This is a genomic window from Mesomycoplasma hyopneumoniae J (assembly GCF_000008205.1).
Lineage (GTDB): Bacteria > Bacillota_I > Bacilli_A > Mycoplasmatales > Metamycoplasmataceae > Mesomycoplasma > Mesomycoplasma hyopneumoniae.
Genome location: NC_007295.1, coordinates 621,097 through 634,638, shown reverse-complemented (window position 1 = coordinate 634,638; position 13,542 = coordinate 621,097). Strand labels below are relative to the sequence as shown.

General features: G+C 30.6%; 4 protein-coding genes. 2 read left to right on the top strand and 2 right to left on the bottom strand.

All coding sequences use genetic code 4. From position 1 onward, the window contains the following. Window positions 1–237: 237 nt before the first annotated feature. Together MHJ_RS02640 and p216 are read left to right on the top strand one after the other, a co-directional pair. Complete coding sequence (locus MHJ_RS02640; protein WP_011284244.1) at window positions 238–4,521, top strand: P110/LppT family adhesin N-terminal domain; 4,284 nt, start codon at window positions 238–240, stop codon at window positions 4,519–4,521. A gap of 126 nt (window positions 4,522–4,647) precedes the next feature. Next, window positions 4,648–10,284: a P97 family cilium adhesin P216 gene (gene p216, locus MHJ_RS02635; protein WP_011284243.1), complete on the top strand. Its 5,637-nt coding sequence runs from the start codon at window positions 4,648–4,650 to the stop codon at window positions 10,282–10,284. 361 nt (window positions 10,285–10,645) lie between these two features. Here the strand turns inward: p216 and MHJ_RS02630 are convergent, their stop codons facing one another. Then, window positions 10,646–12,304, bottom strand: a complete 1,659-nt coding sequence (locus MHJ_RS02630) for an IS1634-like element ISMhp1 family transposase (protein ID WP_011284242.1) — start codon at window positions 12,302–12,304, stop codon at window positions 10,646–10,648. A 303-nt stretch (window positions 12,305–12,607) separates the two neighbouring features. Then, complete coding sequence (locus tag MHJ_RS02625; protein WP_044284683.1) at window positions 12,608–13,540, bottom strand: type I phosphomannose isomerase catalytic subunit; 933 nt, start codon at window positions 13,538–13,540, stop codon at window positions 12,608–12,610. Window positions 13,541–13,542 lie beyond the last annotated feature (2 nt).

The following is a 13,542-nucleotide window of genomic DNA, read 5'->3' as shown; positions in this document are numbered from 1 at the left end:
GTTTTTCATATTTTTGGTTAAAAAAACAACTAATTTGGATTAGTTTTTTTGGATAAATTTTTTAGTTCAATAGCTAAAAAATTTAGGTAACGACTTACTAAAAAACGAAAAAATTAAAAACTTTTTGAATATAAATTTTAAAAAATAATTTATAATTTAAATAGAATTCCAAATTCGAAAAAATAATTAAAATAAAAATAAAAAAATTTTAAATCTTTTTGGTATAATTTTAACATTATGAAGAAACAAATTCGCAACAAAGCAATAATCGTTCTAGCAGGTCTTAGTTTTATTGGGATAACCGCGGGAGTGGGTCTGGCTGTTCAAAATTCAGCGCTTAGATCCTCTTATCTTAATCAATTTAAAAATGATAAATCTGCAACTGAATTATTGTCACCAATAAATGATACTGAATTATCCAAGATAATCAGTAATTTTAGCTTAAAAGAAAACTGAAGTAAAATATCAGCTGGTCAAGCTTTTGAACTCCATAAAAATCCTTTATATGCCTTTAAATTAACAGATGCAATCGATTTTTCCAAAATCGATAAGAAATTCGCGCATCTATTTTTTAATGTTCAGGTTAATGATAATACTAAAGTTGAAGGTAATTCAATTAGAAATTTAACTGTTTTTGTTTTTGATGCAATTACAAAAAAAGAAGTAGCTACTCGAGCTTTTCATACAAGTCTTAGTGGGTTTTCAAGTGTTGCAAAAGAGGATTTTATCGAAAATTTCGTTGCTGAATCTTCAACTTACGAACTTGATAAAGATCAATTAAAGAAAAATTTTGCTACCGAAATAGTTCTACCTTCAGCTTTTTCTATTAAATTCCAAGATGTTTTACTAACTCATCTAAGAAAAACTTCCCCAGAAAGTTTTCAAGAAACAAAAACTATCCAAGTTAGAGCACTAACTAATTCAATTACTGAGTTTCAACAACAACAACAACAAGAGGGCGGATCTGGAGGATCTGGGGGATCCAGTGGTGGAAGTTCCTCAGGTTCAACAGATCAAACCGCGCAAACAAGTCAAAGCTCAGAAAAGGAATCTAAGTCCGAAAAGGAAAAAGGAAAAGATCAGCAAAGCACTCAAGGCTCAGAACAAAAACAAGATCAAAAGCAAGAGAAGCCTAAAGAAGCAGAAAAACCAGCTCAAGAAAAGTCAGCTCAAGAAAAGCCAGCTCAAGAAAAACCAGCTGAGGCACCAAAAGTTGCAGCCCCAGTTATTGAGCCTGTGAAAAAATTAGTATTTGAAAATGAAAAATTAAATCAAGCATTACTTGAGACACTAAAAGATTTTGGTGGCCTTAAATTACTAGCGGCTTCCGGACTTCAAGGCTTATTACCAAATGAATATACTTTATTACCAGTTTCTTCTGATAAATCATTAATAAAACTTGATATAGATGACCAGGCAGGAACAGCATCAATTCATCTTAAATTATTAGATAAAAATAGGAAGGAAAAAAATCTAATCCTGCCAATAAACGGGCTTGCTTCAATTGGCGAGATCAAAGATAAAGTATTTAGCCAGATATTTAGAAACCAGAATGCTTATTTAACTATAAGACCTCAGATTAATGAATATCTAAGAAAAAATCCGCGAAAAAAAATTCAGGAAGTAATTTGAAGTTTTTCAAGGGAAAAATTTGATCAACTTCGTGGGCAAAATGAAGTAGAAAAATTCTTAGAGGAACTTTATAAACCAAGCCAGACAAGCCAAAGCCCTCAGAAAAGTAAAAGTTCTGATTCTGGCAAAAACAATGTAGCAACAATTCAAGCTTCACCAGAGACACCACCAAAAACACCAGCACCAACAACAAATTCTAATACCGAGCAAGGTTCTACTTCAACAAATAATCAATCTTCTAATGGGGCCCAACAAATGGCAAGTCCTCAAACTGAATCCTCACATAGTACTGCGAAGACCTCAGAGGCAAGTAATTCTTCTAATGAATCTAGTTCGGAGACAAAGGCGACCCAAGAGCAAGCAAACCCGGAGACAAACCCAAAGACAAAATCCCAGGCAAAACCAGAAGCAAAACCTGAGGAAAAACCAATTAATTTAGAGGATCAAGCAAAAACAGAGCTAAAAGAAATTCTAAAAATTCATGGTTGAAATTATAGAACACTTTTAAAAGATCAAAACCAAAAAGTAATTCTTCCTGATAATATTAATTTTTGGTTTGATCTTAGAAATAAAAGATCATCTTATGAAAATTATAAATTAGAGTTTGATCTTGCTAAAAAAACAGGTCAGATTCAAGCAGGTGATGTAATTGATGCAAATAAAATCCGCCTTAATTTAAAAATTAGTCCTTTAGCTAATCTTAAATTAGAAGTAGATTCAAAAAATAAACAATATATCGACGCCGGAGAGATAGGCGACTATGTTGAATTTGACAAACAAGGTAAAAAACTAGTCGAGCAAGGGAAATCTTTAGATCTTAAAGTTGGAGCTGCAGCTGCAAATTCAATATTTAGTTCAGAAATTCGTTATTCAGCTTATGAATTAAAGGGTTGAACTTATCCAATTGATATTGATATTAAAGGTAATCCAATTCAACAAGAACTTGAAAAATTAGTTGGTAATTTCCACAGAGTTGGAATTAATAAAAATAATCAATACCAAATTTATTCAACAGACATTGACAAGATTTTTGCTCAAGCTAAACTTGATAAATATTTTGAGCTAAGTCAAGAAGAAAAACAGGCCTCAAAAAAATATCTTCAAGAAAAACTTAATCCAATTAGTGAAATAACCATTGTAAAACTCCCGCCAAAAGAAGAAGTTCTTCCCCCACTAGAAGAAGAGAAAAAACCAGAGCAGGACGAAAAACCACAGGAAAAACAAGAAGATAAACAAAACCAAAAACCACAGGAAAAACAAGAAGATAAACAAAACCAAAAACAACAAGAAAAACAAGAAGATAAAAAAGAACAAGACCAACAAAAACATTCTCAAAGCCCTGAGCAAAAAACTGAAACTCAAACTCAAAACCAAGAAAAAGATAAACAAACTAGCTCAGAAACTAGTCCTTCAAATACTAATGAGTCTTCAGGGACACAAAATACTGCTCAAAATTCCCAGACAAATCAGGCAAATTCTGGACAAGGTCAAAGCCAACAAGCAGCATCATCTTCAGCTTCATACCAAACTCATAAAATAACAACTTTTCAAGATGATCAAAAAGATCAAACCAATGAACAAACAGAAAAAGAAATTGAACCTGAAAAATTAGCCTTTGGTGATTATCTTGTTAAATATCTTGATATTTTTGAAACTTTTAAAGTTGGCCCAGATCAGAAATTATCACTTAGTAGATGATATAATACGCCCCAAAGAACATATAATGTTATATTCCGGGTACTTGATAAGGAAAATATTCAAGTAGCTGCATCCCTTTTCCAATTACATGGTATATCAGCAACTAATATTGCCCTTGAAAAATCACTTCGTTATGCTCCTGATATTTTCCTTGATGGAACTTCCGGTCTTGAATATAAACAAGATACAGGGGACAAGCCATATCTTCAAGGAAGGCAATTTGTTTCGGCAATTAATTCAATTAATAATACTAAATCTTCCTATCGGGTACATAAACTTTTTGATAATCTACCTTTATCAGAAGAATCAAGTCAGGGTCTAAGACTTAAATCTTCACTTGTGTATGACTATCAAAAAAATGATCCTTATACTTTCCAAGCATCCAAAGAAGCTCTAAGAAAAACTGCACTTACTAAAGGAGTTTTATATTTAGCATTTAAACCTGAACAAATTTTAGGAATAAAAGGATCAAAGACAGCTCCAGGAAGAAACTATAAACTTTTATCAACAACCAATGTTCATTTTAAATCTTTATATGGACTCTCTAATCTTGAACTAGTAAAAACCAAATACCAAGAAAACCTTAAATTAGTCTGAAAACTAATCGGGGCAAAACCAGTTAATGATGATAAGATCTTACCTCCACAAGTAGCCGATCTTCCTAGACATAAATCAACTGAGATTATTCTTTTAGAAGATTCAAAACCAGGTGCATCTTCATCGCCTCAAACTAAAGAAAATAGCCAAAATAAAGAAGCTGAGACCTTCAATTTAGATATTAGACAAACTAAACCAAATCAGATCGAACCACTTGAACATTATCTTGGTCAAACTTGATTAATGGAAATAAGAATTGATGATGAAAGTGCAACAATTACGATAATTCCTGAACAACAAGAAAGAGAAGATAGCAAACTAAAAGTTTGAAAATCCGAAATTAAGATCAAAGATAAAAATAAATACCAAAACCAGGATACAAACTGAGAAACCGAGCTAGCTTCTGTTTTAGGTAGAGGATTTGACTATGGACAGATCGGTGATACAACCCCACAAGCTTCTAATCCCCAAGACCGAGTGGGTATGACCTTTAAAGGGTTTGCGGTATTTAAAGGCGATAAACTCTTAAATGATAAAGCAAGACTAAATGTGCGCAAAGCCTTTATGGATCAATATTTTAAGAATTATTCTTAGAAAATTTTAAGGAAAATTTAGTTTAAAAAAAATTTAGTAAAAATTAGATAAAAATTTTTAAATTTATATTATAATTTATACAAAGAGACAAAAAGGAAAAATTTTAGAAAAACCCGGAGGTTTTTTATGAAAAACAAAAAATCAACATTACTATTAGCCACAGCGGCGGCAATTATTGGTTCAACTGTTTTTGGGACAGTTGTTGGCTTGGCTTCAAAAGTTAAATATCGGGGTGTAAATCCAACTCAAGGAGTAATATCTCAATTAGGACTGATTGATTCTGTTGCATTTAAACCTTCGATTGCAAATTTTACAAGCGATTATCAAAGTGTTAAAAAAGCACTTTTAAATTGGAAAACCTTTGATCCAAAAAGTTCAGAATTTACTGATTTTGTCTCAAAATTTGACTTTTTGACTAATAATGGGAGAACCGTTTTGGAGATCCCGAAAAAATATCAGGTGGTTATCTCGGAATTTAGCCCCGAGGATGATAAAGAACGTTTTCGTCTTGGATTTCATCTAAAAGAAAAACTTGAAGATGGAAATATAGCTCAATCAGCAACTAAATTTATTTATCTTTTACCACTTGATATGCCCAAAGCGGCCCTGGGTCAATATTCTTATATCGTTGATAAAAATTTTAATAATTTAATTATCCATCCTTTATCTAATTTTTCTGCTCAATCAATAAAGCCGCTTGCACTGACCCGTTCAAGTGATTTTATAGCAAAACTTAATCAGTTTAAAAATCAGGACGAACTTTGAGTTTATCTTGAAAAATTCTTTGATCTTGAAGCTCTAAAAGCAAATATTCGTTTGCAGACAGCCGATTTTAGTTTTGAAAAAGGCAATTTAGTTGATCCTTTTGTTTATTCTTTTATTAGAAATCCGCAAAATGGAAAAGAATGAGCTAGTGATCTTAATCAAGATCAAAAAACCGTCAGACTTTATCTTCGAACCGAATTTAGTCCTCAGGCTAAAACCATTTTAAAAGACTATAAATACAAAGATGAGACTTTCTTAAGTAGTATCGATTTAAAAGCAAGTAATGGAACTAGTTTATTTGCTAATGAAAATGATCTAAAAGATCAATTAGATGTTGATCTTTTAGATGTCTCTGATTATTTTGGAGGCCAATCAGAGACAATTACTAGTAATTCCCAAGTTAAACCTGTCCCTGCTAGTGAGAGATCTTTAAAAGATCGGGTTAAATTTAAAAAAGATCAGCAAAAACCAAGAATTGAGAAATTTAGTTTATATGAATATGATGCTCTAAGTTTTTATTCCCAACTTCAGGAATTAGTTTCTAAACCTAATTCAATTAAAGATTTAGTTAATGCAACTTTAGCTCGTAATCTTCGGTTTTCATTAGGAAAATATAATTTTCTTTTTGATGATTTAGCCAGTCATCTTGATTATACTTTTTTAGTTTCAAAAGCAAAAATTAAACAAAGTTCAATTACAAAAAAATTATTCATTGAATTACCAATCAAAATTAGTCTTAAATCTTCAATTTTAGGTGATCAAGAACCTAATATTAAAACTTTATTCGAAAAAGAAGTAACTTTTAAATTAGATAACTTCCGTGATGTTGAAATCGAAAAAGCTTTTGGACTTTTATATCCAGGTGTTAATGAAGAACTTGAACAAGCCCGAAGAGAGCAAAGAGCAAGTTTGGAAAAAGAAAAAGCGAAAAAGGGTCTTAAAGAATTTAGCCAGCAAAAAGATGAGAATTTAAAAGCAATAAATAATCAAGATGGTCTTGAAGAAGATGATAATATTACTGAAAGACTTCCTGAGAATTCCCCGATTCAATATCAGCAAGAAAAGGCCGGTTTAGGTTCAAGTCCGGATAAACCTTATATGATAAAGGATGTCCAAAATCAACGTTATTATCTAGCAAAATCACAAATTCAAGAACTAATTAAGGCCAAAGATTATACCAAATTAGCCAAACTTTTATCCAATAGACATACTTATAATATTTCTTTAAGATTAAAAGAACAACTTTTTGAAGTAAATCCAAGAATTCCAAGCTCTAGAGATATAGAAAATGCAAAATTTGTTCTAGATAAAACCGAAAAAAATAAATACTGGCAGATTTATTCAAGTGCTTCTCCTGCTTTCCAAAATAAATGATCACTTTTTGGATATTACCGTTATTTATTAGGTCTTGATCCAAAACAAACAATCCACGAATTAGTAAAATTAGGACAAAAAGCGGGTCTTCAATTTGAAGGATATGAAAATCTTCCTTCTGATTTCAATCTTGAAGATCTTAAGAATATTAGGATTAAAACACCTTTATTTAGTCAAAAAGATAATTTCAAATTATCTTTACTTGATTTTAATAATTATTATGATGGTGAAATTAAAGCCCCAGAATTTGGTCTTCCTTTATTTTTACCAAAAGAATTAAGAAAAAATAGTTCAAATATTGGTAGTTCTCAAAACTCTAATAGCCCTTGAGAACAAGAAATTATTAGCCAATTTAAAGATCAAAATCTATCTAATCAGGATCAGTTAGCCCAGTTTAGTACTAAAATCTGGGAAAAAATCATTGGTGATGAAAACGAATTTGATCAAAATAACAGGCTTCAGTATAAACTTTTAAAAGATCTTCAAGAATCTTGAATTAACAAAACTCGCGATAATCTTTATTGGACTTATCTAGGTGATAAACTTAAAGTTAAACCAAAAAATAATTTAGATGCTAAATTTAGACAAATTTCCAATTTACAAGAGCTTTTAACTGCTTTTTATACCTCAGCTGCTCTTTCTAATAACTGAAATTATTATCAAGATTCAGGGGCAAAGTCAACTATTATTTTTGAAGAAATAGCTGAGCTAGATCCAAAAGTAAAAGAAAAAGTAGGAGCTGATGTTTATCAATTAAAATTCCATTATGCAATCGGTTTTGATGATAATGCTGGCAAGTTTAATCAAGAAGTAATTCGTTCTTCAAGTAGAACAATTTATCTTAAAACCTCAGGGAAATCCAAATTAGAAGCAGATACAATTGATCAACTTAATCAAGCAGTTGAAAATGCACCTTTAGGTCTTCAAAGTTTTTATCTTGATACTGAAAGATTTGGGGTTTTCCAAAAATTAGCAACTTCCTTAGCAGTTCAACATAAACAAAAAGAAAAACCACTACCTAAAAAACTAAATAATGATGGCTATACTTTAATTCATGATAAACTTAAAAAACCAGTAATTCCCCAAATTAGTTCAAGTCCCGAAAAAGATTGATTTGAAGGTAAATTAAATCAAAACGGGCAAAGCCAAAATGTAAATGTCTCAACTTTTGGTTCAATAATCGAGTCCCCTTATTTTAGTACTAATTTCCAAGAAGAAGCTGATTTAGACCAAGAAGGACAAGATGATTCAAAACAAGGAAATAAGAGCCTAGATAATCAAGAAGCAGGTCTTTTAAAACAAAAACTGGCAATTTTATTAGGGAATCAATTTATCCAATATTATCAACAAAATGATAAAGAAATTGAATTCGAGATTATCAATGTTGAGAAAGTTTCAGAGCTTAGTTTCCGCGTTGAATTTAAATTAGCAAAAACTCTTGAAGACAACGGAAAAACTATTCGAGTTTTATCAGATGAGACAATGTCATTAATTGTTAATACTACAATTGAAAAAGCACCAGAAATGAGTGCTGCTCCCGAAGTATTCGATACTAAATGGGTTGAGCAATATGATCCAAGAACCCCGCTTGCGGCTAAGACAAAGTTTGTCTTAAAATTCAAAGATCAAATACCAGTTGATGCCAGCGGAAATATTTCTGATAAATGACTAGCAAGTATTCCTTTGGTGATTCACCAGCAAATGTTGCGTCTTAGCCCGGTAGTTAAAACAATAAGAGAGCTTGGTCTAAAAACTGAACAACAACAACAACAACAACAACAACAACAAAAGAAAGCTGTTAGAAAAGAAGAAGAACTGGAAACCTATAATCCAAAAGACGAGTTTAATATTCTTAATCCTTTAACAAAAGCTCACCGTCTTACCTTATCAAATTTAGTAAATAATGATCCAAATTATAAAATTGAAGATTTAAAAGTAATCAAAAATGAAGCAGGTGATCATCAATTAGAATTTTCTCTAAGAGCTAATAATATCAAAAGATTAATGAATACACCAATTACTTTTGCTGATTATAATCCCTTTTTCTATTTTAATGAGGACTGAAGAAATATAGATAAATATTTAAATAATAAAGGAAATGTGAGTTCTCAACAACAACAACAACAACAACAACAACCAGGCGGGGGTAATCAAGGCTCGGGTCTAATCCAAAGACTTAATAAAAATATTAAGCCCGAAACTTTTACCCCCGCACTCATAGCTCTTAAACGAGATAATAATACTAATCTTTCTAACTATTCTGATAAAATAATAATGATCAAACCAAAATATTTGGTTGAACGATCAATTGGTGTTCCCTGATCAACCGGCCTTGATGGTTATATTGGTTCAGAACAACTCAAGGGCGGAACTTCCTCAAACGGTCAAAAGCGATTTAAGCAAGATTTTATTCAGGCTTTAGGTCTTAAAAACACTGAATATCATGGTAAACTAGGTCTTTCAATTAGAATTTTTGATCCTGGAAATGAACTAGCAAAAATTAAGGATGCTTCAAATAAAAAAGGGGAAGAAAAACTGTTAAAATCATATGATTTATTTAAAAACTATTTAAATGAATATGAGAAAAAATCCCCTAAAATTGCTAAGGGATGAACAAATATTCATCCTGATCAAAAAGAATATCCAAATCCAAATCAAAAACTACCTGAAAATTATCTTAACCTAGTTTTAAATCAACCTTGAAAGGTTACTTTATATAATTCAAGTGATTTTATTACTAATTTATTTGTTGAACCTGAAGGCTCAGATCGGGGATCTGGAGCAAAATTAAAACAAGTAATCCAGAAGCAAGTTAATAATAACTATGCTGACTGGGGGTCTGCATATCTCACGTTCTGGTATGATAAAGATATCATTACCAATCAGCCAAATGTTATAACTGCTAACATTGCTGATGTCTTTATTAAAGATGTAAAGGAACTTGAAGATAATACAAAACTAATTGCTCCAAATATTACTCAATGATGGCCAAATATTAGCGGCTCAAAGGAGAAATTTTATAAGCCAACAGTGTTTTTTGGTAATTGAGAAAATGAAAACAGCAATATGAATTCCCAGGGGCAGACCCCTACCTGGGAGAAGATCAGAGAAGGATTTGCTCTCCAAGCGCTTAAATCCAGCTTTGATCAAAAAACAAGGACATTTGTCCTTACAACAAATGCTCCTTTACCTTTATGAAAATACGGACCATTAGGTTTCCAAAATGGGCCGAATTTCAAAACACAAGATTGAAGGCTTGTTTTCCAAAATGATGATAACCAAATAGCCGCGCTAAGAGTCCAGGAGCAAGATCGCCCAGAAAAATCAAGCGAAGATAAAGACAAGCAAAAATGGATTAAATTTAAAGTTGTTATCCCTGAAGAAATGTTTAATTCCGGTAATATACGTTTTGTTGGGGTAATGCAGATCCAAGGTCCTAATACTTTATGACTTCCAGTGATTAATTCTTCGGTTATCTATGACTTCTATCGCGGAACAGGAGATTCTAACGATGTCGCCAATCTTAATGTAGCTCCTTGACAGGTTAAAACAATCGCATTTACAAATAACGCCTTTAATAATGTTTTCAAAGAGTTTAATATCTCTAAAAAAATAGTAGAATAACCTCTCTTTAAATCTAAATTTTAAATTTTTTATCCTCCTTTCTTTTTATTCTAAATATTTTATTTTAGTATTATTATGGTTTATAATTTACTTTTCTATTTATTTTAGGGTTTATGCAAAGAAAGTAAATTAGCCAAATAATTCAAATTCATATGTTAAATATTTTGTAATTTTTTTTACATATTAGTGAAAATTAGGGCCCGTAATTTTATTACGGGTCTTTTTTATTACCCAAATAATAATAGTAAATTTTTTTTTTTTTTTTTTTCCGAGTTTCCCAGTTTGATGAGATAATTTTAAAAAAGTGTCCGGTTTTCCGTGCTTTTTTAAGTTTTTTGCCAAAAGTTAATTACCTATTTTTTTACTGATTTATTAAGATATCAAAGTAGAAATCATACCTATTTCAAATATTGGGATCGCTAGGAACACCATCGCGATTTTTAAATATCATTTGTTGATCTAAAGTGTTAAATTCAACCCTTTGTCTTAATTTTTGCAACATCGTTACTAAACCAACTTCAGTTAATTGACTGTTTGCGAATAACTTGTTATCACTAATATGTTTGTTGATTTTAAAAATTATAGTTTTTAAAATAACTAATGAGATAAAGCACAAAAATGTATGAGCTAGGATATGCTCATCTATTCTTAAAAATACAGGACGAATATTCAATAAACCTTTTAGACTTCTAAAATTAGCTTCAATATTTCACTGTTTTTGGTATTCTTCAACTATGTCTAAGACATTTAAATTTAGTATATTTGTTTCATAGACATAGTAACCATCAAATTGTTTGTCCTTGTCAATTTTACTTTGATCTAATTCAAATTTCATGTTTGAAATTTCCCTAAAATATTTAGGTTTTTTACCAAACAATTTGTTTACTTCAATAAAACCATCTTTATTTTGTTTTTTAATAAAACTTTGGATTTGTTCTTCGCGAGCCTTGCTGTCTTTTATTGCTCTTTTTTTACTGTAAGTAATAATTCTTCTTCTAATATTTTCAGTGTATCTTTTATTTTTATAAGATGAATAAAATTCTTCTTTTTTATACTTAAAATCTGGATTTAGATCAACATAATCGCTAGGATCTAATAAATAATTTTTAAATTTTTGACTGCCTATCTTTGCACGATAAGAAATAATGAAATTATATTCTTTTGATTCAAGAAATCGAATATTTGCAGCAGTGGACATGCCACGGTCAGCAATTATTGTCATATTTTTGATATTATATTTAGATTCAATATCTAATACAAAAGGGATTAGGGTACTAGAATCGGCTGTATTTCCTTTAAAAACTTTAATATGAAAAGGAATGCCATTTTTATCGCATGCTAAAGCAATGACAATTTGATCTTCTTTGAATTTAGCATCTTTAGAATAGCCAGGAATTCTTAATCCATTTCTTTCAAATGTCTCAAAATAGACTGTTGATGAATCAAAATAAAATTCATTGTCCCTTTTTCCAAGCTCGCTTATAACCATTTTGTTAAGACTATCTAAAAGTTGATTTTGTGATTCATAGACAAGATCTAAGAGTCTATAAAAGCTATTTTTGGAAGTATTTATTTGATTTGAGTAATCATCCTTTTTATCAAAAGCATTAATAATGCTACCAGGATCAGTAATTCGCTTTGAAATTAAGTAGTTAAAAATTTGTCTCATATTTTTATGTCTACTTTTAGGAAGTGATTCAAAAATATTGTGCTTTTCAATAAGTTTTTCAATTAATTCCCCACCAATAAAAACCGAACCTTCGATTATGGCAGAATTTTTAAGAGAATCAAGTAAAGTTGTCTTGATTTTATCTTTGTCATCTAAATTTGAAAATAATTTCAATTTTTCTTTGATAATTTGAATAGCATTTGGATTAATTTTTTCCAAAGTTTGCACATTTCCTATACTAAATCAACGTTTTGGAGCTTTCCCATAACCTTGTGTTCAGCCAACATATTTATATATTTTATCTTTTGAAGATCCTCAAACATTAAACAAAATCAAATTATGCTTTTTCATAATTTATAATTATACCATAAAATTACTTTAAAATTGTAATTAATTGTAATTAATAAAAATTAAGGTTTTACGGGTAAAAAACACCGATTTACGGCGATTTCTGCATATTCATATTCACTAAAAAGTGAATTTTCGCCATCAAACTGGGAAACTCAGGATTAGGGCCCGTAATTTTATTACGGGTCTTTTTTATTACCCAAATAATAATAGTAAATTTTTTTTTTTTTTTTTTTTTTTAAAAAAAAAAAAAAAAGTTTTCTTGCATTTTTTAAGAAAACTTTTTTTATGGTATAATTAAACTTCTTATCTAACTTCGTTGATTAAAATAATTGCATTCATCGCGATAAACAAAATCGGCTTTTTAAGATGCCCACTGATAATAAAGGCATCAAATTTTTTGAATTTAGTTCCTGCCATTATACCAATACCTTCAAGAATAACAACCTCATATCAATAGACATCTTCTTTAGGAAGAAGAATATATTCAAGATCAACTTCAATTCGAGTTAGATGGAAATGCTCATTTTTAAGTAATAATTGACGCGCAACTCCCCTGTCTTTCTTGACAATTACAGGTTTTAGCTCCGGTTTTATTGCTTTTTTAGCTTCTTGAAGATGAAGTTTTCGCTTTTTGCCATATTTATCAACTCGGTCAAAGTCATAGATTCGAAAAGTGATATCGCTTGTTTGTTGAATTTCATAGACAAGACTTTTTTCTGGAATCGAATGGATAGTTCCGGCAGGGATAAAAGCAAGATCGCCTTTTTGAAGCGCATAAGAATTAACATAATCATTAATATTTTCATTAGTGATTTTGTTCATATGTTCGATAAAATCAAGTGATTTTGCTCCAATCAGGAATGGTTTTCTCCCTCTTGTTATAACAAATCAGGCTTCATTTTTACCAAGTGAGTTATATTTTTTTTTGGCATATTGATCATCTGGGTGAACTTGTAGACTTAAAGGTTGACCCGCATCAATAATTTTATGGAGATTTGGGTAGGTTTTTTTTGGATAATTGCAAAAAAATTCCGGAACTTCTTGATAAAAAAGCGAAAGCGGATAGCTGCCATCTACTAGTGATTCAGAACCTCTGATTGCTGAAATTAGTCAGAGTTCGCCGATTTTTCCGCGTTTTCTTATTTGTTTATCAAGTCGGTCACCGGCTCAAATTTTATCTTTAATCTGTGGATTTGTTAATTGATAAATTAACCCCCCCATCTTCACCATCTTCATGG